The sequence below is a fragment of the Litorivita sp. NS0012-18 genome (genome assembly GCF_040371945.1).
Lineage (GTDB): Bacteria > Pseudomonadota > Alphaproteobacteria > Rhodobacterales > Rhodobacteraceae > Litorivita.
The window spans coordinates 15,742-37,692 of the sequence record NZ_BAABWS010000005.1; the positions used below are offsets into that span (position 1 = coordinate 15,742).

The following is a 21,951-nucleotide window of genomic DNA, read 5'->3' on the forward strand; positions in this document are numbered from 1 at the left end:
TTCCGCTTATGCCCTTCAGCCTTTCGGCGGATACGGGTCCTTGCCATAGGTGTTGCGCTCGCGGATGCGACCGTTCTCGCCGTGGATCAGCATCTCGCTGCCCTGACGAATGGCGGATTCCCGCGCGGCTGTGATGGCCTCGCGCTGCGTGCCGTGGACGGAAGACGCGCGGGAGTTACCCGCCCCCTTCACTGCCCAACCGCTTTCATGCGGCACAACATGCTGATTTTTCTTAGACATTTCAAGCCTCACGTGTCGATTTCGGTTGACGATGCGACAACCTTATGTTTAAATATACAGGAAGAAATGGCGCTTATCAACCACAACAATAACCGCCGGGAGAGGACCATGTTCGGACAAAGACTCAGGCTTGCCCGCAAGCGGGCGGGTCTATCCATGCAAGCGCTCGCGGAGCGCGTAACCCCAAGCGTGTCAGCGCAGGCCATCAGCAAATACGAGGCGGACAAGATGATGCCGTCTTCGTCGGTGCTGGTCGGCCTCGGCAAGGCGCTCGGCGTGTCACTGGACTTCCTGCTCGGCGGTCAGGTCGAAGCTCTGGAAAGCGTCGAGTGGCGAAAGAACTCGACCGCCTCGGCGCAGGATCGCGCGATGGCGGAATCCATTGTGATCGAGAAGCTCGAAGACTATCTTGCCATCGAGGACATCCTCGACATGCACCCCGCTGAAGACCCCTTCGCCGCGCTGCGCGTGGACATGATGGCCGATGAAGAGGCCATCGACGCCAAGGCGCGGGACGTGCGGCGCGAGTGGCAGCTTGGGATCGACCCGATCCCGAGTATGACCGCGCTGCTCGAAGATAAGGGACTCAAGGTCATCGAGGCCGATCTCCCGGAACGCATCAACGGGCTGGCCTGTCATGTCGAACGGGCGGAGGGCGCACCGACTGAGGTGATCGTCGTCTCGCGGCACACCAATGGCGAACGCAAGCGCTTCAACCTCGCCCACGAACTCGCGCACCGGATCATCACCGAAACCGGCAATGCCGCACTGAAAAAGGAACCCTCGATGCACCGCTTCGCGGGGGCGTTCCTCATTCCGCGTGAGCATCTGGAAGAGGAAGCTGGCCGAAACCGTCACGGCATGACCTGGATAGAGATCATGCGGCTCAAGCGCACCTATGGCGTCTCTGCCGCCGCGATGCTCGTGCGGCTCGGCCAGGTGGACATCCTGTCGAAGAGTGCTGTGGAATATGCGTTCAAGACCTATGCGCGAAGCTGGCGGCGCGAGGAGCCGGAGCCTATCGGTCCAGGCGAGGGCTTCGCGGCTTTCGAGAAGCCGCAGCGCTTCGAGCGCCTCGTCTGGCGCGCGCTCGGCGAGGAGATGATTTCCCCCGTGCGGGCGGCGCAAATGCTCGGGCTCCCCTTGAGCGTTGTCGAACGCGACATCAGGGGGCCTCGTGACCAGTGACCTGTGTTGTCGTCAATGATGCGTCCTGTCTGATCGACTTGAAGAAGGGAGAGTTGCTGCACGTCCTGCTGCGGCTGCCCTATCGCTTCATCGTGCCCCTGCCCATTCGTGAAGAGGAGCTTCTCGACTTCACGGCTCAGGAATGGCGGATGCTCGAAGATGGTGGCCTTGCCACCTATGACCTGCCAGCCGAGCAAGTCGCGCAGGTGGTTGCGCTCAAGCGTGAGCACAGCCGTCTGTCAGCCTATGACTGCTTCGCTCTGGTCACGACAACCTGCCAGGAAAACGGCATCCTCCTGACCGGCGACAATCTTCTGCGCAAAGTCGCCACCGCCCGCGCCGTGCGCGTTCATGGCGTCCTGTGGATCATAGACGAGTTGCACGCCGCCGAAGTCTGCGAGGTCGAGCTTCTTGTTTCCGCACTGCAAATCTGGCGGGCGGATGAGGCGGTCTTCCTACCCCCCGCCGAGATCGACAAGCGGCTGCGCCGTCTCGGGGCATAATCTGAACAAGGTGGAGATGGCTGGACCCTGCCCACGACGTTCCGAGCGAAAGATCGAACGGTCATGCAAACCAGCCCCTTTTTTCAGCGTCAAAAAGCATCGTTTGTGACATTCAGCGTTACGGAAGCTACGCGCAGGTCGCCATGCCCGCCACCCTATCGCGCAACCAGCCTTTCACCATCCTCCTCTCGCAGCATCGCTTCCATGTCGTCCAAGCCATCGACTGCAGAGCGCATCTGCGCCTCATCAGCTACGCTCGCTGCCTCTGCATCGGCGACCTGGCTTCCAAAATCCATCTCCATCTGGCGCTGTTCCTCGGCGATAACGGTTTGAACGACAGGCGCGGTCTTTTTTGGAGCGACGTCGGTTTGCTTTGACGTTTGGCTGCCAGCATCTTGGTGTGCGGTCTCCACAACGGCGTCAGACCCACCTGGTCCGTTTGAAGGCGGAGTCATCGGCATGGCGCGCACGCTCAACGGGAGATTGCCCTGCGGCTCCCCTCCCCCCGGCTCCGGAAACGGCAGTTCTCCCGTCTGCGCTGCATGAATCGCCTTAAACAGCCGGTCGTCGAAATACTGGATCCGCTTTGCACGGACCGGCATCTGGGCATCGATGACCATGACAATTTCATCGAGCGGCAGGCGACGGGCCTCATCTTCCGGCAACAGCGAGCTTTCTTCGGTCCGTGTGGACTGGCTGCGGCCCTCGAAGGGGTTCTTGCCGATGGATTGCGACCGCGTGACCACGGTCTTCGTGGTCTTGCCGACCGCCTTGCTCAGCTCCTCGACGGTCTTTTCATCGGAGGGCGTCAGGTAAAGCTTCACGCCGGCATTGCCCTGCAGGGCGCGGCGGGTGTTCTCGCCGTAGATTTCATCGAGGGCGGGGATGGTTTGGGTGACCACGGCCAGGTGACCACGATAGGTCCGCAGGGTCTCGATGCTCTCGACCACGATGGGCATCTTGCCCAAGCGATTGAACTCGTCGAGCATGATCATCACGGGCCAGGGCTCATCCGGCCCGGGATCCTTTTCCTGCATGGCCGAGAGCAGGTCGGAGAAGAAGAGCCGGATCAGCGGCGCCAGCGGCTTCACCATCAGCGGCTGGACGACAAGATAGACCGAAAAGGGCTTCTTGCGGATCGTCCGGAAGTCAAAGTCCGACACCGCCGTCGCCTCATCGATGGCAGGGTTCTGCCATTGGTCGAGCCCCGAGGTCATCAGGAGCGAGACATAGGAGGTCAGCGTGTCGTTGTTGGTCGAGGCCAGCCGGGTGAAGATCAACTTGGCGGCCCGGTTGTCCACCTCGTGGCCGCGCGCGAAGTATTCCTTCTGCTTGTTCCCGCCCGAAGCGGCGATGCGGTAGATCTCGCCCAGGGTCGGGCGCTTGCGTTGGAATGCCAGCAGGCCTGCCGCCACGAAGAGATCGATCCCGCCTTTGAGCAGCCCCTGCACCCGGTCATTGTCACTCTGCAAGAAGAGCGTCGCGAGGAGCTGCAATTCCATCTGCTGGCGTGCGGGATCTTTCAACTCATAGATGCGTAGGAGCGGGTTGTAGCGATGCGTGCGCCTGCCCTCCCAATCGGTGGGGGCAAAGCGATAGACCTTGTCGCCTTGGGCGTCGCGGTGCCGGGCCGTGGCCTCGAAACACTCGCCCTTCACATCGAGCGTCACGGCGGAGCCTTGCCAAGTCAGCAGGTTCGGGATGACGAAGCCCGTGGTCTTGCCGCGGCCCGTGGGGGCCACGATCAGCGCGTGGGGGAAGACCTTGGAGCAAATGTAGTTGGCGCGGGAGCCCGGCGTCCCCAGCTTGCCGAGGATGAACCCGGTCCCGGGCGCCCCGAAGAAGCCATTGGCCTTCATCTCGCGCGCGGTCTGCCAATGGGTCTGGCCAAACCGTGTGAGGGCAGACCCCGAGAGGGCGAGGCTCAGCATCATGCCAGCGGCGGCAAAGCTGCCGATGATCAGGTGGATAAGTTGCGCGTCCTCCGGGCGGCGATCGAGGATCGCCAGATAGTTCTGCGCGATATAGGCAAAGTCGATCTCGGCCCCGAAGCCCATATCCTGGTAGGTCAAAACCGCCGAGGCGATCGTATAGCCCATGGCGGCGGCCACCAGCATCACGAGCAGGACACCCGTGGCGATCCGCGCCTTTCCCATGGCGCCGCTCAATGGACCTGTCCCCGCTCGGTTTCGCCATCGACGTCTGCCGTGCGGTGTTTTTCGTATTCGGCGTCGGCGAGTTCATCGACCACCTGGCGCAAGGCCTCGGTGTTGGCCGTCGCGGCATCCGATTGCAAGTAGACCTTGGCGACATAGAGCCGGTCGAGACGGTCCTCGAGGACCTTTTCCAGCGCATCGGCATCGCCAGATGTGAGCCGGTCGCGTTGGCGAACGTCCAGCACCCGCGCGATCTCGTCGCGGAAAGCGTCCCGCTCCGCCTCGGTCTCGAAGGGCGCGGACAACTCTCCCGCCCGCTCATGCTCCAGGACACGCGCAATCTCGTCTGCGAGGCGGTCGGTACGGGCAGACTGCGGCGCCGTTTCACCGCGGGCTGAGAGGAGGTCGTCGCGCGTGCCAACCGCAAGCCCCTCGCGCAACTCGTTGTCGCGGCGAACCTGATTGATGGCCTCCGTGTCGCGTATCTCGACGACAGCGGCATAGGTCGCACCGAGCCCGCGGGCGAGGTGGGACGGCATGTCCGGATAGCGCGCGCGCAAGTCATCCGTGACGGCATCTGCAACGGGCGTACGGAGGTCGCGTCCCTCCATGATGCGGTCGACTTCGCGGGTGATCGCACTGGCGCGGGCTACATCGGTGATGGTCTCCCTGTAGGGTTCAGACCGGTCTATCACATCGCCTGGACGTGCGAGCAGCTCCGGATGTGCCTCGAGATACGCGCGCTGCTCGGTCTCGATCCGGCGCTCTGCCCGCGAGACAACCTCCCAATCCCGGCCCTCGATCTGCTGCACTGTCAGACCCTCGGCGCGCATCTCCTGACGGATTGTCCCTTCCATCGCCCGGACCGCGCCCTCATGATAATGGAACTGCTCGCCGACCGGTTCCGCTTCCATGACACCATCCCGGCGCAGCACGTTTTCCCGTTCCAGCATCGTGCCGAGCGCGACATGCACGTCATTTAGAATGTCGCGCGCCTGTTCCAGATCGGCGCGGCGCTCGAGGTTCAGATCCCGCGCCTCAGCCACGCGTGTTAGATCATTGGCGATCCATTGATGCTCGAGCGCTGCATTTGAGGCGCCCGTCTCGATCCGGGCCACCACTTCCGATGTGCTGATCCCGGTGCCGTGTAGTGCCGCGTCAATGCGCGATCTCAGATCGGGCTCTGCCAGACGCTCGCGCTGGCTGGCGTTGATATTGGCTTCGGAATAGATCCCGCCCTCCGAGGGGGTCTCTGACAGCACGGATGATCGCAAACCGAGAGGCTGCATGTGCTGGACCTGCGTCTGGATCTCGATGAGGCGTTTTTCCAGCACGGGACGTTCCGCGTCTGACTTCTCGGCAATCATGCCCTGCACCCGCGCAAGCTTCTCCGCATAGAGGCTTCTCAGATCCTCGAAGCTTTGATCCTCGGCCATATACACATCTCCTGTTCGGTCCACCTGCCCGCCGCGCGCCAGCACCTCGCCCGCACGGAACAGCGCCGCGGCAATATCCTCGCGGGCCTCGCGCGAAGCCTCCGCTGCAAGCGAATGGTAGACGGTTCTGGTATTGGCGATCTCCGCCAGCGTCCGGGTCAGGTCCTGCCCCACGCGTTCGCGCTCGCGGGGTGCGCGCCCCTCTTCTTTCGCGGCGTAGACCTCGCTGGTGCGGGCTGGGTAATGCACAACCCCGCGATCCACCCGGCGCGTGGCCTCCAGCCGCACGCCATACTTCTCCGCCTCCTCGACCATGGCGAGGCGGAAGTCGTCATAGTTGAAGCGGTGATTGCGGCCGAGGAAGAAGAACTCGCCTTCCTGCGAGCGGCGGTTCAGCACCAGATGCGCATGGGGGTGATCGCGGTCCTCATGCACCGCAATGATGTAATCGAAATGCCCCTCATCAGTCTGGAAGAAGCGCTCGGCCACATCCGTCGCGATGTCGCGCACATCCTCGCCGCGCGTGCCGATGGGGAAGGACATGAGCATGTGGGTGGTCTGCCCGAGCTTGGGTTTGAAGCCCGCATCCCACCGCTTGGCAAAGCGCTCGGTCAGGTCCTTGATGTCCTTTGCCTCGAGCTTCGCCTTGCCATCCAGGAACCCGCTACTGTCCACGATATGAGTGGACTTGGTGGTGAGGTAATCGAGCTGGTTTGCGAGCTGCGATTTGGTATGCGTCCCCCCGCCCCGGATCGCCTTGAAGACCGCAGGCCGGTGTCCCGCTGCCGCGCGCACAAGCTGGCTCTGCTTGGCGACATGCAGCCCCTGCATCGAGCCCCGGATCCGGCTCCAGCCATCCCGGAAGACCTCGCCGGTGACAGCGTCGACTGCATCATTCAGCCGCATGGGCAAACTCCCTCAGCGCGGCCGTGGCCTCCAGCTGCATCGCGTCGCGACGGCGCCGCAGGAGCAGGTCGATCTCGTCAGCAGAATCCAGAATGAACCGCGCCAGCCCACGCATCTGCGCAAGGCGCAGTTCCGAGAATTCGGCACCAGTCCCACCATCAGCCCCCTGCCCCTGCCGGTTGGCCTGCGTCATCCACTTGGCGATCTGCGCGACCCCATTGCCGACCTCGTGCAGAGAGGCCCTGTAGCGCTCCATCTCGGCCGCCATCTGCGCGTCCGGAACGAACACTCCGCCCGCCGCCTGAATGAGCCGCCGCAGCCCTTCGGCTCGGCTCTCGATTCCGGCCTCGGCCAGCACCTCGTCGAGCGCCGCAAGCTCCGCAGCCGTGACTTTCACACTGACCGCTGAGACCGGAATAGCGGCATCCGTCTGGCGCTCGGCATCAGCTTTGAGCGTGTACTGAATCGCCCGCACCGACACGCCAAAGCGTTCCGCCAGCACTGAAGTGGAAACGCCTTCCACGGCTTCGCGAACGATCTCCATGCGGTCCGCATCTGTGAGGCGTTTTGAGCGAGACATGCGAAGAAAGACCCCCTATTTCCTGCCACCTTCCACCAAGGCTGACCCCACCTTACGATAATATAACAATCTGTCAATTATATACTTACGTGGCATTCAGGCTCAGGCAGCCTTGGTGTCCGCTTCCCCCGCAGCCCGTAGGGGCGCGGGCCTGCCCCCTCGCCATCAAGAACCCCACCTGTCCAATGGGTCCCCTTCCCCAGCACCGCCCGAGAGTCTGGCCGAACGCCAAGTGTTCGGACGGAACCGCGGGCGGGCGCAAACCCCACCGACAGGGCGGACAGTCAGGGTCAAGGAGGGCCAGATTTGGCTCCGCCAAATCTCTGCCGCAAAAACCGGGAGGCCCTGGCCGATAGGTTTTTGCGGATGGCCCCCTTGAGGCTGACTGTCCGCCCTGTCGCGGCCTGATCATTCCGGGGAGAGTGCGTCCGTTGAACGCGCAGGGACCTGCACCAAGAGGAGGTCACCTCGGGCGATCTGGCCGCCGGACACGGCATCCCTGTAACAGGGATCGGGCCGCCCCAAGATCGTCCTGGGGCGGCCCATCCTCGCCAGAGGATTTAGTCCTGGGGATCTTTCGCGCTCGGTGGGAACATCACCAGCTCCGAGACCGCGACCGGGAAGTCGAGCTTGAGGCTGAAGAACTCCGATCCATCCCCGTTGCGGGTGTTGCGGAACATCGCGCCGACGCGCTGAAAGCGGGTGCGCTCCTGGCCATCGGTATCGGTGAACTTGACGGGAACGGTGGCGACGTAGTGGTTGGTCATTTGGGTTACTCCTTGTTGCGATGGGGATCACCCGGCACGGGGGCAAGAGGCCCGGTCGCAAGCGCAAATGCGGAGGGTCTGCGGCCAGCCGTGGAAGCCGTATTTGTGCTTGCCGAAGCGTGAGCTGAGGGCACGAACGGGCCGACCCCGTGCGATCCACATCAATGAGCAAAAAGGAGAGATCCCGATGAGCCTTGCCATCACGCAGCTGCCACCATCCGCGTCCGAGTCACGGCGAGCCTAGCCGGGGTGCTGACGGAGCCCGCCCGCGTGGATGCGATGTTCCGAAACACGCCCCGAGGGATGCGCAAGTCTTCAGCCTCAAGTGCGACGTCTCGACCCCTCGGTTTTGCGCTGATGACGATGTGCGTGGTGCGCACCATCCCCAGCCCGTACCGATGTGGATGGGCCGAACTCTGACGGACCGGGTAGAGGGATGACGGTGCTGGGCGTCGCAGCCTGTCGATCTTGCGTAACCGACCGCCCGCGCCATGAGACATGACGAAAGGGCCGCGCCAAGCGCGACCCCCTCTCTTCAATCCTGCGACGCCTTCTTCACCGGGTCAGCAACCCGCATGACCGTCAGACCTTTCGCTTCCGCCTTCTGGCCGAGGTTCAGCGCGACCCCGTTGCCACCGAAGAGAACAACCCCCGTCGCCGCGAACTTGTCGTCCAGCATCTCGTCATTGCACTTGAACGGTGCCGCCCGCCCGTGCGCGGACCAGCGCGGATCAAAGCGCGCCTGTGCTATCCCGCGTGCCCGAGCCCACCGAGCCGCAATCATCTCCGCCCCGTGCTTGCCACCCTTGTGGCAGAGGAAGATCTCCTGATTGCGGTTCTGCCTGATCCGTTCGCGAACCTTGTCGAGCGTGTTGAAGATCACATCGACATCGGTCCAGTCGGTTGCGCCCGAGACGATCAGAGGCACGCCCTCGACCTTCGACTTCTCGGCGGTTTCCCGGTCGTGCTGCTCCAGCAGTTGCCGCGCCTCGAAGACCGCCCCGGTCTCTTGCGCCCGGACGTTTGCGCGCGACCCGGCTGCCGGGATGAAGGCGTGACCGGTCTCGATCTCGTAGCATTCCGCCGCTGCCTCGCTCATCACCTCGATGGCGCCGACAATCTCGCGCAGCTGCAGGAAGCGCGCCTGCGCGTCTTCGAGCGCGGTCTCGGCGATCTCCGATCCATCGTGGGATTTTGCCAACGCGCCGATCTTGTCGGCGGTGCGGTCGACCTCCTTGCCGAGCGCCACCTTGCGCCGCTGCAGGATCGTGGCGAGCCCATGCGCCAGCGGTTCGATTTCTGCCTCAAGGCCGGTATTGCGCAATTGACCAAGCAGAGCCTCGAAGCTTTCGCGGATGACGTGGTCGGTCAGGATGTGATCTTCCGGGATCGGCAGCTGTGCGTCCTTTTCCGTGAGCCCGAAAAGCTCGATGGTCTCGTAGGTGTTTGCGGTGTCGTAAGCCATGTCTGGTCTCCAGTGTTCGGTTCCAAGGCCACCACGTGAGTGTGGGGGCATGGCCGAATGCCTGGTTTCCGAATCTGCCCGGGTCAGGGACGGCGCAGCCGCCGGCTTGCCGGGCGCAAAAGTTTTCTGCGCGCAGCACCGGACACATGCGCACCCTCACGCACGGGACCGCACCGCGCCACGGGCCCCGCCCTCGCCGAAAAGTTTTGCGATCCTTGACGCGGGCTGATTTGGGGGCCATCCGGAGGATATGCTTCCGCACTCATGTGTGTGTGTTTTGACGGTAGGTTTGCCCGACCCGAGCAGGCAAACGGCCCGACCGGACGCGGGAGACGGATGGAGCGGCGGGATCGTTTTGCCCCGCAAAACAGACCAGAGCGCAATCCGGCGGAGCGGCCGGGGAGGGACGTGCTCGCGAGGCGGGCAAACCGGGGGCCTGGGTGCAACGCCGCGGTGAGGCCGCATGGCCGAATGCGCGACGGACCGCAGGGCCGTTCTCCCCTGCGACACGCGAAGCCGAGCTGGGGAGGCCGGAAGGCTATGTCTTTAGTTTTCGTTGAGCACAATAATCGCCTCGGAACGACGCATCCCAAGAGCGCTAAAAATCTGTGGGACTCAGCCGCCGAGGTCAAAAGCGGAAATTCGCTGCACCGTGCGTGAACTGGTAAGATGCGGACGAAGCTGCCGTTGCAATGCAACAGCAGAATTTCGACTCTACGTTGTTTAAGAGCTAAGCGAGCAGCGTTTCGAACATTAACGTGGCCAGAACTCCAAGTATGAAAAAAGTGGCCGAAATGATAATGTCACGATTCCTCCGCGCAACTATCAAGTACCGATCCATGGCGGACTGAGAAAGTTTGGCTAGGTCATGTTCTAGCTTAGCGAGGCGATCATCCGTATATCCGTTTGATCCAAGGACTTTCTTGGGGCGCTCTCCGAGCCTCCCGTTGACCAGTTTGTCTACAATTTCTGTTTTATCCTTACAGAATGCAAACGCATCCTCCTCCGAGTACCTTGTATACAAGTCCCAGAATTTTCCGCCAGATTTCACATACTCTGCAGATACAATTGAGCGCAGAACGTTTGCAGCAAGCGCTTTTTCCAGTGTGATCCCGGCCTCTTCTGAGAAATCCTCAAGTTCGTAGGTAGTTGCTGCAACAACAATAGAATTCCTACTGTCGTGACAGAACTCCCCAAAATTGCTTCGGGCAAACCAGTTCCCCTCCAATGCATTTCGAAATACGAGGACGTTGCACCACGCCTCTTCATCAATTGCCGGAAAATCGAAAAAGTAGTCATCAGGCACAACCTGACCAGATGGGATGTTTACCTTGGAGGCGCTGTCAAAAGACAAGTTAGCTGACAAGAAATGGCTGTGCCTCAGATGCCTAAGAAAGATGTCTTTGTCCAAACCTCTCGCTTGACGCCCAACAAATAATACCCGGACTCGTCTGTCTAGTGTGCTCAATTCTTACGCCCCATGAGTTAAACATAGCTATGCGAGGACCACTCTAGCGCACTTCTTGGGTAGAGAAAGAAGACATTCCTTTAGATCGCAGCATTCGGGAGGTTTGGGCTCATTGCCGACTTTCGCTGCGATACATATCGCGGCAATGACGCTTTACGGCCCATTCCTGCCGTTGGCTCAAGGATCAATATGCTGCGGTCGCAGCCCGCATTACCGACATTCGTGCAGTATGCAGCATTCTCTCTTTGGGAATGACCGGGTCGCGGGACAATGTGTGCTTTCGCCGCGCATGCGCTAATGGCGGCAACTCTATTTTTCTTTGGCGTCGAAGGCTTCTGTGAAGGTTCGTGACCCGATGCGTCACGAGTGGGCCCTCAGCTTGGAGTACGTCAGCTCTATGGGGTTCAAATCGAAAGAGAACGGTGGCAGGTAGCCCACGCGACAACCATTTAGATATCCAGATTGTGCGTGAGCAGGCATTGCTGATATCTGCTCTGGCGGCAAGAATCGTGGCTGATTTCGTATCTGTGTTCGTGGTGAGCCGGTCATCGACCTTCCGCAGCGAAAATGGAAGCCGGGCATGCTAACGGCGAGGGTGGGTCGGTATTTGCCAGGCCTCAAGTCAAGTTCTTCTGAAAACTAAGAATCAAACGGATCAAGATTGACGCATTCGTTTTTTTATGCCGTAGTTTTACCTTAGGTCAACTTCTCGGGGATGGCGCAATATGAATTTGTTAGGCTGGGATACTATATATGTGTCAGATATCGTCGAGATTAATACCGAGCTTGGCGACTATACAGCCTCTATCAAACAAAGCTTAAACGCGAGTGAAAGCGGAGCATCGATTCAAGCTGAACTTGGGCGATGGCAAATTGTCCGGGGCGGCAGCGGAAAATATGTGCGCATCGCCATCGAGATTACGCAGGGCACGTTGAAGTTGTCTGATACATCTGTTCAACTTTCTGGTTGCAAAGTTCTTTTGAACATCAAGCTATCGCTTCTACCTGCCCCGACTGGCGGTGGACAACAGTTGGTGTTCGATTTTGAGGCGGCTGGAAAGCCTGACGCTGCAGCCACTGTAACACCTGTCAGCCCAAATGGGATCATTTCACCAAAAGCCAGCCTGACACCGTTTCAGGAGGCAATGTTGGGAATGGAAGTTGCCAAAACGCTTGTTGCCAATGCAGGCAAAGTCGCCTTTGTTTTGGCCCACATCGAGCCATTTGGATCAAGCGGCATCAGCTGGCTGGAACCGAAGAAATGCGCATTTTCATATGGTGAAGAGGTTGGGACCAATCGCCAACTCTTGGCAATTTTTGCGGTCACAAACAATCGCTCTATTACCGGCCTGCCGACAAACTTGAGCACCGGCTTGCTGGCTTCTGATTGCAATGCTGGAATGGCCATAAGCGAGACTTTGTTCCTCAAGAATGTTTTCGCGCCCGCCTATGCAAAATCCTTGCATACGAGCGTTGCCAATCTTGCGGTTTCTGGCCCCCGTGATTTTTTTGACTTTGACCAACACGAACGAGGTTTCGATAAGGAATTCCTTGAAACCCTTGACACTTTGGTCGGCACTGATTGGGGCGCGAATGCACAGGATACACTGCATACAAAACATCACATTGACCTGCATCATATCAAAGTTGGTCTGATCACCTATGACCCAGTGATCGACGGCGCCTCGGCGGTGGTGTCCGACGATGTAATTTCAACGGCGCTGCATGGGCATTGTTCTCTGAAACTTGGGATCAACATGACCTTTCATTCGTCATCTGTCATGACCGCAACCTTCGATGCAAAATCGCAGTCGGTCAAATTCCACGTCAAAGGAAAGCCTGCATTTGCAAAGAAGGTGCACGTGCCGCCCCTTTTGAATTGGGCCAAACTGATCGACCTGATCGCAGGACTTATTTTTGATGCGGTTGTTGCGGCGATCGGGTCTGCGCTAAGCGATGCGATCAACCGGGTCACGTCCAGCAAGAAAATCTCAGAACACGCGATTGCGGCCGTGACCTGGGGAGGGAAAGGTACCTTTAAGCCGATCCGCGGTGGGTTGGCCTCAGCATTTTATATTCAAGGCAATTATTAGGAAGTTGAATTCAAATGTCCGACCAACTTGACACACATAATTGGAGCATGGTTGCAGCTGTAACCTATGATGAGGTGAATGCCGCAATCGCCGCGCAAGCGTCTTCGCCCACGCAACTTCAGATCACCGACACTGACAAAGAAGGCAACACAACAATCCTTGATGCCACATGTGGCCCCTGGACGTTGACGACCGGGGGCGCGGGGCAGAATTTGATGATCCACGTACCGATCACTGGTGGGACGATCACATTTCTTGGCAAAGAATACGACCTCTCGCCAGCTTCGACGATCTTCAAGGTCTACGCAAAGTTCTTTGATCATACGCCTGACCAAACTGCCGGAAAAAAGAACCTGCGCGTCACCGCAACCCAGGAATCGACGGGCGACAGATCGTCGGCCACTGAGCCCGCGCCCGCGCAACCCTCTGGGATGGCCCAAGCAATGCTGGGGTTGATGCTGAACAATTGGGTGCTGAAAAATATCGAGGAATTTGGCAATGTCTTTGCTGTCGTCGATCTTGAAGCGCAGTTCGCAAAGTACAAGAACCTTGGCTGGATGCGCCCATGGTACATCGGCTACGCCTGTGCCGAGCCGAGTGAAACACCCACGACCGCCAATTCTGTATTCGGTGTTCTGGCGTTGATTGATGAGCCGCCGACAGAAGCCCAGAAGCAGGCGATGATTCAAAAAACAACGTATTCGGTCGATCTTCAGGCGATCCCAAATGGTGCTGACGGCGGTTTGGTTTTGGCACCGGAAGTGTTCTTGAAGCATATGATGCTTCCCGCGGTTCCCTATATGTTTCAAACGGTTGAAGACGCAAAGGATGTCCCAACCTCAGATTTCGTAATTTTCAACGACGGGCGATCAATTCAAAACTTGAAAAAAATCAAAATGCAGGGGATGCAGTTGGATCCTATAGGCAAAGATGGAAAGCCCGATAAGAAGAACCCTACGACTGTCTATCCGACAGTACCCAAGAAGGCCTTTAATCTGGAAGTTGATGGTCAGTACCTTTCAATCACAGCAAACGATATCACCTTCAGCGGCGGCCCTGGCATTACAGTGAAATTGAACTACCACGGGCAACTGACAATTTCATTGCAGGAAACCACCGATCCGCTCGGCAAAAAGGTCAAAGCACTGCAACTGAACGATTACACGAATAACACCGACGGCAGCGTTGAAACCGCAAAATGGGTCAACATCGTGAACATCGTGGGCGGGGTGGTTTCACTTGTTGGGGCGATTGTGGGTTTCGGTGCCAGCCGGATTGTCAAGGCGGCATCCGGCGCAGTTAACGCCGCCACTTCGGCTACTGTGGACACCACCATCGCGGTCACAGATGACGTTTCGCTGACCTCGGAAGCAACGATCAGCTGTTGCCGGGGTATTTTCAAAGGAAGCGTAGCCAGCATTACGGAGCTGGGTGCCCGTTTTGCAGTTATCTCCAAAGTGGCAGCAGCGGCCGCCTTTGTTGGGGGGACGGTGACCGGCATCCTTTGGATTCTGAAAGGGGTTGCGGGGCTTAACTCTAAAACGCAATTCGATATGGCCGATTTTATTGAAGACGGGCTGTTTGAAGCGCTGACGTTTCCCAATGGCGGTGCCTACAAGCTGACCTCGGCGCAGCTGAAAGGTGTCCTTTTGATGGGGCTTGAAAATACAAACAAGAAGGGATGAACAATGGGACTTGATATTTTTAACTGGGATGTGGTCGGCGCGCTAAACTACGATCAGGTGAATGCGGCGATCGCAACTTCCGGCGCTTCCCCGACACGATTGCAACAAACCGCCAGTGCGGGCGGTTCTTCGATGGACATCACCTGTGGAACCTGGCGTTTGACCACCGGTGGTTCAGGGGAAAACATACTGATCGAAGTGCCAATTACAGGCGGCACTGTAACCATTCAAGGCAATGACTTCACACTTGACCCTAGCACCTCGACAACATTGTTTTCGGTCGATGCCTCGTACCTTCCACAGCCAGGCAACAGCGCACGACGCGAATTGCGGCTAAGCGACAAGAGGCAATCAGGCACGCCACCCAGCGCCTCACCCCCGACACCGGCGCAAGCGAATGTGCTGGTCCAGGCTGAATTGTCCGCTTTGCTGACCGAATGGGTTCAGACCAACCTACAGGAATTCAATCATGTGTTCGCGGTCGTGGACCTTGAGGTGGAATTCGAGCATCAGCCGGGCTTTACATGGATGCGCCCGTGGCACATTGGCTATGCGGTCAAAGAACCAGATTCCAATGCTACCACAGCTAACAGCGTTTTCGCCGTTCTGGCATTGATTGACGAGCCCGGCTCTCAGGCAGAAAAAGACGTGCTAACCAGTCGGCTAACCTACCAGGTTGATCTGGGCGCGATTCCGGCCGGAAAAGATGGGGGGCTTGCTGTCAGTTCGGCCAAAACGCTGAAGCACATGTTCTTGCCAGTGGCACCTTTGATGTTTGGCAACAAAGACGACTATCCGCCGATGTCCGACTTTACGCTTCACAACGATGGGACCGCGATCAATAACAACAAAAAGCTGACCATGCAAAAGATGAAGCTGGATAACGGGAAAGAAGTTCAGCCTTACGTCAATGAGAATAACTTTGAAATTTCGATTGATGGCAAACGGCTGAAAATCGGTTTTGTCGATGCGTCCTATGACTATGCCTTGGGCGTTGTGATCAAGTTGACGATGCGATCTGAAAACTCTGTCAAATTGACCTCCGACAACCACTTCACGCTGAACGAAGAAAAAAGAACCGGTGGCGGGTCGGTTACGACGACGGTTGCGGTGGACGTTTTGTCGATTGCTGCGGGCGTCGTTTCATTCCTCGCGGCTTGTGTCGGTGCGGGCGCGGGGAAAGTGGCCAAAGTTGCAGAAGTCGCGGCCGAAGGTTTGGATGCGGCCTCCATCAGCCTGGAAGAGGTGTCAGGCGGTTCAGAAGCCGCGCAAGAAGCCGAAACCGCAACCATATGCGGAGGCATGATAACCGGCACAGCGCCCGAGCTGGAATCACTTGGCGCGCGGCTGATGACCGTTGCCAAAGTGGCCGGCGCCACATCATTTGTCTTTGGCACACCCGCCGTCGTGTACGGGATCGTCGCGGCAATCGCGAATGGCCAGTCTTCGATTTCCGGCGATTTGGAACCGTTTTTTGACGCGGCAATGGAAAAAGCGATGAGCTTTCCGAATACGCCAAAATACCGGCTCACATCGGCTGAACTGGATACGAATTTGATCTTTGGATTGACCAAGTCTTAAGGGGGTAAAAATGTCGGGTCTTGCACCAACCGATGGCTGGGATACCGTTTTCGGGATACGCCTTTCCGAGGTCAATGCGGCGCTGACAAACAGCGCCGCCTATCCGAAGGCCTTTCAGGTAGATGACCCTACGGATGGCATTATGGCACAGGGCGTATTTGGCAGTTGGCAAATTGCGCCGGGCGGGTCGAACCAGCTTGTGAATTTTGTCATTCCAGTACCCCAAGCGTCAGTAACTTTACCCGACAAGACGGAGGAACACCTTCAGGACGTCACAGTTCCGATCCTTTTGCGGATGGAATTTATTCCTTCCAATCAAAGTTTTCCTTCGGGCACGGGGCACGATCTGGTGATCTGGAACGGCAAGGAAAGTAAAGACCCGGCAGTCCAGGTGGGTCAAATTTCCTATGGTGGGCATGAACAACCATCTTTTGTGGCCCAGGCTGCGTTTTTGGAATTGATCGGTGCCTGGCTGAACGCCAACATCAGCGATTTTTCACATGTCTTCGCGACAGTGAATCTAAACCGAAAGGCCGATAAAGAATATCAATGGATGCAGCCGACTTCGACGGCCTATGCCTATTCCGATGTCGGCTATCAGGCGGAAGGCGTTCTGGCTATTCTCAACATGACCGAAGGTCGGTCAAGCTCTGGTCTACAACGGCAAATTAGTTCTTCAATCCTTGAAAAAGAACAACAAGCGGCATTCTTAATATCGTCGGCACGCCTGATAGAAAAGTTCATCCTACCGACACTGCCGAAGGTCTTTCCAGGCTCAAAAGTGGATGACTTCGAGATATCGAAAGACGGGTTGTCAATTCACAACAAGTCCAGCGTCCCTTACAAAGTAAAAGATAAGAAAAATAACACCTCTCATGATGTTACACTTGAAACACTCCAGGTTACCATGGACGGCACCTTCCTGCGTTTCGAAGCGGTTACATGTGCTCCGATCATTCCGGGAATCAAAGCCATGTGCCATACCATCAATGCGTTGAGCATTAAGCTTGCGCAAAAAGCAGATGGCAAACCTGGCGAGCAAACGTTCACATTTGAAGATGCCGAGCCCCCGCTTACCAATCACTGGCTTGACAAAGATCCAGCGATTGCGGTGACAGAAGAAATACTAACGATAGTTGCAATCATTGTGACCTTAATTATTATTTTCGTGACCGATGGTGCTGCAATTCTAATCGTTGCCGGAATCATAGGGGTGGTATTGGGGACAATGATGATAACCGAGGGCGTGGTTGGTCTGGTAGACAAAGACAACGGCCCCGCTATCGGCAAAGCCGTTTTGAACGCGACGGCTCCTATTTGCTGGAAAGACGCAGATGACTTTAAGGTTACCAAGGGGTCCCTTAACGGATCTCTGCAATTGATCGGGATTTCGAATGTTTCTGTTTCCGATTAGTGCATTTTTCCGGTACAACCTATAGGCCACCATCGTGCTTGGGCTTGATGAAGAAATTTGGGGTGGAAAATGAAGCATATCACATATGCAGTTGCAGTTTTGGTCGCAGCCATGTTCTGGGGCGTGTCTGTCAGTGCAGCGACCCTCGTATCGGTTTCGGGCGGGGGAACAGGTGGATTTGCCGCCGGACCAATTGGTGTTGGTACAACCGGAGATCAATATTACTCTGCATTAACCATCAGCTTCACGCTTGATGCGGATTACACGGGCGTATCCATCGACGCAGATGTTTTCTGTAGCAACTGCACTGGTAATGCCTATCTGACGACCGACCTTGGACCGGGCACGGGTGTTGGGGATCTCACACAGATTGATGCTTTTTCCGGCACCTATGGGTCCATCACAGGATTAACAACCATTTTCAGCGGGTTGTCCCTGAGCGCCGACACCTATTACGTGACCATCGCGGTCACGGACAGTATTCTGTCGTGGGGTAGCGGATCGCCGACCACATTCGGCGGGACCGGCGGGACCGCGGGACTGATTGACCTAGGCGCAGAGAACCTTGACGGCCTACGCGACTACGATTCAAGTTTCGTTTCATTGCAAAACACTGACAACCGTTTGGTCTATACTGTTTCTGGTGATGGTGTGATAACCCCGCCGCCGACCCCTGTAGTTCCCGCGCCTCCGGCATTGGCGTTGGCTTTGACCGGTTTTGTTGGTTTTGGTTTTCTGCGGCGGCGTAAGCGCCAAACCTGACATGTGCCCGGGTTGCGGTCCGCGCAAAGACACATTTCGCGCTCTCCTCAAGGCCAGCATGCAAGACGATAGCCATCAGGAACAACGGCAAAAGCCGACTTTGATACATTGTGCAGCATCTGTCAAAATGGGCTCCAAGCCGACCTCAGATGCAACGCAGCATCTTGTGATAAAGTGTTCCCGTCAACGTCGGGTTGTCGTTGTGGGAGGGATTGGCGGATCGGAGGATCAGTCATGGAAACACCAAACTTACCTGCCATTCGCGCACTTCGTCCTGCATGGAACAAGGGCCGTATCGTTGGCCAGAAACGCCCATTGAAGTGGTCCCATCTTTTCGGACAGGTTTGCAGCTTTGCTAAGGTGTATCGTTTTTAGGTTTCATGCTGCTTTTTGCTCTTCCAAGCTTGTCCAATATGCCTCGTTCGGCGTTTGCCGATCAAGCGCGGAATGAGGGCGCTCTGCGTTGTAGAATGCCATCCAGTTCTTGATGACCCTTCGGGCTTGGAAGCCGTCACTGATCTCTTCCAGATAGATCGCCTCTTGCTTCAGGCTGCGCCATAGCCGCTCGATGAAGATGTTGTCCAAGTATCGGCCACGCCCATCCATTGAGATGCGCACGCCTGCATCGGTCAGCGTGGTGATCCAAGCCGATCCGGTGAACTGGCTGCCCTGATCCGTATTCATGATCTCTGGCGGGCCGTATTTGGCGATGGCTTCGTTCAGCGCATCGACGCAGAAGTCGGCGTGCATCGTGTTTGAAAGCCTCCAGCTCAGGACTTTGCGCGTCGCCCAATCCATGATCGCCACGAGATACAGGAAGCCATTCCTGACCGGGACGAATGTGATGTCGGCGCACCAGACCTGGTTCGGTCGGTCGATCTGCATCTTCCTAAGCAGATACGGATAGACCGGATGCTGTGGATGCGGCCGGCTGGTTCTAGGGCGTTTGTAGATTGCTTCCAAGCCCATCTTTGCCATCAGCCTTCTGACGCGATGACGCCCAACAACAATCCCTTCTCGGCGCAGATAGGCCGCGATCTGGCGCGACCCGAAGAACGGGTAACGGGTAAAGACGCGATCAATCTCTTTCATCATCGCCAGCGTGTCCGCGTCGATCCCAACCGGTGTGTAATAGAACGCCGACCGCGACAACTGCACCAGTTTGCATTGCTGACTGATACTCAGATCGGGGTGATCGCGCTGGATCATCGCGCGTTTCTTTGCCGGGCTCACCTTTTGAGCCCTTCCGACAAAAAATCATTCTCGACCGCCAGCCTCCCGATCTTAGCATGCAAGTCCTTGACCTCAGCCTCCGTCGGACCTGTTTGCTTTCCCCCGGAGAAGACATCGGCCATCCCATCGATGGCTTGCCGCTTCCACGTGCTCACCTGGTTTGGATGCAATTGGTGCTTCGCGGCAATCTCCTGCACCGTCTTGTCGCCACGCAGCGCTTCCAACGCCACCTTGGCCTTAAACTGATCTGTAAAATTCCGGCGCTTTGCCATTATTGTATCCCTCCAAAGGTTTGGGATACACCTTAGCTGACTGTCCAGTTTTCCGGGACCACTTCAAACTCTCCTGGGGCGGGAGAATATGACGGATTGTTCTTCCAATGTAGGTTCAGTCTTTCAGTCAGGTTCTGCGAAGTTCCGTTGAAGTCCTTAAAGTCGACCGCAAGCCTGCTGAAGCTTTTGGGCGGGTGTTCGGGATCCCCTCCTGGGAAATAGTATTGCCAGCCTCCGCCGTAAACCGGGGTCGCGTCGATGGGTAATGCAGTATACCCTTCCGAACTGTTCTTCATGTAGGTGACGTCGCAGGGCCAATGATATTCATCGAAGATTTTATGTCGTGCGGCGTTTTTAGGCTGGTCGAACTCTGTATCGGCAAAAAAGGCTAGATGGCCTTCTGTCGGGCAACCAAGATTGCCTACAGTGGATGAGATTTGTGATAGGTCCAGTTGAGCCAAAAAATGCAAAGGCTGCTTGTTTGGACCGGTGGGCCAAGACATTTCTTCCGCAAGCCGAGGCAACCCACCGTACCAAGAGTGAACAGTAGACCATGCCGAATCTGCAGTGCGTCCGGGCGATGAAATGAGAGAAAATTGGGCCACTGGCTCTACAGTCCTCCTGCAAATGGAAACGAGCCACCACCGGCCTCAATCGATACTACAAGTCCACTTTCTCGGGGCAAGCGGTCATTCGGTCTTGGCGCAGCATCCGGAACTATGGGCTCTTTCAAGCAGTTCGCTGCTGACGCAAATTCTTCGCGGATGTTCGCGCTTAATTATGAGATGTTCGTGCGCAATGGCCACATCTGATCTGACTTAGCCGAGGGCAAATCGAAGCGCGCCCGGTCGTCAGACAAGCGGAAAACCGTGCCGGTGTCTGTAAGCCAAGCCGTAAACCGGGTGACGCATTTTCTGCTAAGTATTAGATCGAGCGCCGGAATCGAACCGGTGTACACGGATTTGCAAGACTAGGTATCTTTCTGAAAACGCTTGGAATTTTGTTTAGATCGCGGCCCGAATTCGCCGGAACATATGTAGAATGTTTAGATCTATTTGGTTGTAGTCAAGCCCAACAGATACTCCCTCAGTTCCTTAGCGGGTCGGATTTCTCGCTCTCACCCTTCAATACGATCCGCATCTGGTCGGCGGGAAGCGGGCGCAGAAGTTTGGATGCCGCTTCTGCCGTTCCTGTTAGCCAAGTTTCATAATCTTCGGGCGCAACAATGACCGGCATCCTGTCGGGATGAATGGTGCGCACCAAGTCGTTCGGTTTCGTGGTGGCAATCGAGTAGGTATCTTCCTCAACCAGCTCACCTTTGATGTTTCCCTTCCAATGCCGCCAAATCCCCGCAAATGCGAATGGCGGGCGTTCGTCGGGCTCCTCAGACGTGAGGCCGAACCAATAATACGTTGCGGGATTTCTGCCCTTCGCTTCACAAAAGGACGACGCAGGGACGAGGCATCGGCGTGACTGGAAGGATTCACGCCAGAATGGTGAAGTCTGCAACTTGTCGTCACGGGCGTTGTTCACGGCCCGTGGCAGGATCGGTAGCCCGGTCTTCTTGGACGTTTGCGGCATCAAAAAGCCCCAATGCATCCGAACAAGTTCCCGTGCCCCATCTGAAACACGCAGAACAGGGGCATGATACTTGGGGAAGATGGCGCTTAGCGGTTCCGCATTGCCCATGTAATCCATGCTTGGTTCGACGTTAAAGAGGCCGCGCATGGCGTCGGCAGCCGTCGTGTTGGAATAGAGATTACACATCCCGGAAACTTAGCGGTCTGGATCAGCACTGGCAAATGTTCTATCTTTGTTCCTTCACTATTTGTGTGCGAGGAATCATGCCCGCCGGTTATCCGCCGATCCATCCTCATCCTGGTAAGCCAGTTCGAACGATCCGCGATGCGGCACGTGACGGCCAACTAATGGTTCTGCGCTGCCGTCTGTGTCGCCGCTGTGTCCATTTCCTTGCAGCCGTGGTTGAGGCTTCCCACCCCTGCCACATCGCCCCCTTCGGCTGCTCAAAGTGCGGTTCCTGCGACTACGTCGATATTCAGTGGCGTAGCCCTGCTCCGGGGGACATTGGCACGCTTCCTATTCGCCGCCCCGTAGGATGGAAGCGGGTTTGGAAAACAGTGAGGTTTGGAAATGGTGACAAGTGAACGAGAGGGTTCGGCCCATAGCTGACCTTCGTGACTG

General features: G+C 57.3%; 17 protein-coding genes. 7 read left to right on the forward strand and 10 right to left on the reverse strand.

Translation table 11 applies throughout. The annotated features are described in order from the left end of the window. Positions 1-15 precede the first annotated feature (15 nt). Positions 16-240 (reverse strand): DUF2188 domain-containing protein, encoded by a 225-nt coding sequence (locus ABWV64_RS14790; RefSeq protein ID WP_009815559.1) that lies wholly within the window; start codon positions 238-240, stop codon positions 16-18. Between the two features lie 108 nt (positions 241-348). On the opposite strand from ABWV64_RS14790, the gene ABWV64_RS14795 reads away from it, so the two are divergent. Both ABWV64_RS14795 and ABWV64_RS14800 read left to right on the forward strand, forming a co-directional pair. Continuing rightward, the gene (locus ABWV64_RS14795) at positions 349-1,428 is read left to right on the forward strand and encodes an ImmA/IrrE family metallo-endopeptidase (protein ID WP_353346635.1); all 1,080 of its coding nucleotides are present in this window, start codon (positions 349-351) and stop codon (positions 1,426-1,428) included. Next, the gene (locus tag ABWV64_RS14800) at positions 1,425-1,931 is read left to right on the forward strand and encodes a PIN domain-containing protein (RefSeq protein ID WP_353346637.1); all 507 of its coding nucleotides are present in this window, start codon (positions 1,425-1,427) and stop codon (positions 1,929-1,931) included. The genes ABWV64_RS14795 and ABWV64_RS14800 overlap by 4 nt, the downstream gene beginning before the upstream one ends. 155 nt (positions 1,932-2,086) lie before the next feature. Here ABWV64_RS14800 and ABWV64_RS14805 read toward each other — a convergent pair whose 3' ends face one another. From ABWV64_RS14805 to ABWV64_RS14830, 6 genes are all read right to left on the reverse strand, one after another. Next, entirely contained in the window at positions 2,087-4,087 is a 2,001-nt protein-coding gene (locus ABWV64_RS14805; protein WP_353346782.1) for a type IV secretory system conjugative DNA transfer family protein, read from the reverse strand. 8 nt (positions 4,088-4,095) lie between these two features. Continuing rightward, complete coding sequence (locus tag ABWV64_RS14810) at positions 4,096-6,429, reverse strand: relaxase/mobilization nuclease domain-containing protein (RefSeq protein ID WP_353346639.1); 2,334 nt, start codon at positions 6,427-6,429, stop codon at positions 4,096-4,098. Beyond that, complete coding sequence (locus ABWV64_RS14815) at positions 6,416-7,009, reverse strand: transposase (RefSeq protein ID WP_353346641.1); 594 nt, start codon at positions 7,007-7,009, stop codon at positions 6,416-6,418. The genes ABWV64_RS14810 and ABWV64_RS14815 overlap by 14 nt, the downstream gene beginning before the upstream one ends. Positions 7,010-7,569: 560 nt before the next feature. Then, positions 7,570-7,776 (reverse strand): hypothetical protein, encoded by a 207-nt coding sequence (locus ABWV64_RS14820; protein WP_007120662.1) that lies wholly within the window; start codon positions 7,774-7,776, stop codon positions 7,570-7,572. Positions 7,777-8,311: 535 nt separating this feature from the next. After that, entirely contained in the window at positions 8,312-9,241 is a 930-nt protein-coding gene (locus ABWV64_RS14825; protein WP_353346643.1) for a DUF2493 domain-containing protein, read from the reverse strand. Between the two features lie 730 nt (positions 9,242-9,971). Further along, entirely contained in the window at positions 9,972-10,652 is a 681-nt protein-coding gene (locus ABWV64_RS14830; RefSeq protein ID WP_353346645.1) for a hypothetical protein, read from the reverse strand. Between the two features lie 782 nt (positions 10,653-11,434). Between ABWV64_RS14830 and ABWV64_RS14835 the strand changes: the two genes are divergently transcribed. From ABWV64_RS14835 to ABWV64_RS14855, 5 genes are all read left to right on the forward strand, one after another. Next, positions 11,435-12,802, forward strand: a complete 1,368-nt coding sequence (locus ABWV64_RS14835) for a TULIP family P47-like protein (protein WP_353346647.1) — start codon at positions 11,435-11,437, stop codon at positions 12,800-12,802. 14 nt (positions 12,803-12,816) lie between these two features. After that, positions 12,817-14,487: a TULIP family P47-like protein gene (locus tag ABWV64_RS14840; protein ID WP_353346649.1), complete on the forward strand. Its 1,671-nt coding sequence runs from the start codon at positions 12,817-12,819 to the stop codon at positions 14,485-14,487. A gap of 3 nt (positions 14,488-14,490) precedes the next feature. After that, a complete protein-coding gene (locus ABWV64_RS14845; protein WP_353346651.1) occupies positions 14,491-16,068 on the forward strand; it encodes a TULIP family P47-like protein in 1,578 nt (525 codons plus the stop codon). 10 nt (positions 16,069-16,078) lie between these two features. Continuing rightward, positions 16,079-17,482: a TULIP family P47-like protein gene (locus tag ABWV64_RS14850; protein ID WP_353346653.1), complete on the forward strand. Its 1,404-nt coding sequence runs from the start codon at positions 16,079-16,081 to the stop codon at positions 17,480-17,482. A gap of 69 nt (positions 17,483-17,551) precedes the next feature. Continuing rightward, complete coding sequence (locus ABWV64_RS14855) at positions 17,552-18,244, forward strand: hypothetical protein (RefSeq protein WP_353346655.1); 693 nt, start codon at positions 17,552-17,554, stop codon at positions 18,242-18,244. A 378-nt stretch (positions 18,245-18,622) separates the two neighbouring features. On the opposite strand, the gene ABWV64_RS14860 is transcribed toward ABWV64_RS14855, so the two are convergent. The 3 genes from ABWV64_RS14860 to ABWV64_RS14870 all read right to left on the reverse strand — a co-directional run bounded on the left by ABWV64_RS14860 (position 18,623) and on the right by ABWV64_RS14870 (position 21,516). After that, positions 18,623-19,752 (reverse strand): IS3 family transposase gene (locus ABWV64_RS14860; protein WP_502902680.1). Its coding sequence is split into 2 segments (ribosomal slippage): positions 18,623-19,479 and positions 19,479-19,752, totalling 1,131 coding nucleotides; the frame shifts between segments, so codons are not numbered across the junction. A gap of 29 nt (positions 19,753-19,781) precedes the next feature. Beyond that, positions 19,782-20,354 carry a DUF1963 domain-containing protein gene (locus ABWV64_RS14865; protein WP_353346659.1) on the reverse strand — a complete coding sequence of 191 codons (573 nt, stop codon included), beginning with the start codon at positions 20,352-20,354 and terminating at the stop codon, positions 19,782-19,784. Positions 20,355-20,835: 481 nt separating this feature from the next. Next, positions 20,836-21,516 (reverse strand): SOS response-associated peptidase, encoded by a 681-nt coding sequence (locus ABWV64_RS14870; protein ID WP_353346661.1) that lies wholly within the window; start codon positions 21,514-21,516, stop codon positions 20,836-20,838. Positions 21,517-21,951 lie beyond the last annotated feature (435 nt).

What these genes read in the sequence shown, in the direction of transcription:
- ABWV64_RS14855 (WP_353346655.1), top strand. Translation starts at nt 17,552, where the DNA reads ATGAAGCATATCACATATGCAGTTGCAGTTTTGGTCGCAGCCATGTTC.
- ABWV64_RS14845 (WP_353346651.1), top strand. Translation starts at nt 14,491, where the DNA reads ATGGGACTTGATATTTTTAACTGGGATGTGGTCGGCGCGCTAAACTAC.
- ABWV64_RS14820 (WP_007120662.1), bottom strand. Translation starts at nt 7,776, where the DNA reads ATGACCAACCACTACGTCGCCACCGTTCCCGTCAAGTTCACCGATACC.
- ABWV64_RS14790 (WP_009815559.1), bottom strand. Translation starts at nt 240, where the DNA reads ATGTCTAAGAAAAATCAGCATGTTGTGCCGCATGAAAGCGGTTGGGCA.
- ABWV64_RS14805 (WP_353346782.1), bottom strand. Translation starts at nt 4,087, where the DNA reads ATGGGAAAGGCGCGGATCGCCACGGGTGTCCTGCTCGTGATGCTGGTG.
- ABWV64_RS14835 (WP_353346647.1), top strand. Translation starts at nt 11,435, where the DNA reads ATGAATTTGTTAGGCTGGGATACTATATATGTGTCAGATATCGTCGAG.
- ABWV64_RS14810 (WP_353346639.1), bottom strand. Translation starts at nt 6,429, where the DNA reads ATGCGGCTGAATGATGCAGTCGACGCTGTCACCGGCGAGGTCTTCCGG.
- ABWV64_RS14825 (WP_353346643.1), bottom strand. Translation starts at nt 9,241, where the DNA reads ATGGCTTACGACACCGCAAACACCTACGAGACCATCGAGCTTTTCGGG.
- ABWV64_RS14840 (WP_353346649.1), top strand. Translation starts at nt 12,817, where the DNA reads ATGTCCGACCAACTTGACACACATAATTGGAGCATGGTTGCAGCTGTA.
- ABWV64_RS14870 (WP_353346661.1), bottom strand. Translation starts at nt 21,516, where the DNA reads ATGTGTAATCTCTATTCCAACACGACGGCTGCCGACGCCATGCGCGGC.
- ABWV64_RS14850 (WP_353346653.1), top strand. Translation starts at nt 16,079, where the DNA reads ATGTCGGGTCTTGCACCAACCGATGGCTGGGATACCGTTTTCGGGATA.
- ABWV64_RS14815 (WP_353346641.1), bottom strand. Translation starts at nt 7,009, where the DNA reads ATGTCTCGCTCAAAACGCCTCACAGATGCGGACCGCATGGAGATCGTT.
- ABWV64_RS14795 (WP_353346635.1), top strand. Translation starts at nt 349, where the DNA reads ATGTTCGGACAAAGACTCAGGCTTGCCCGCAAGCGGGCGGGTCTATCC.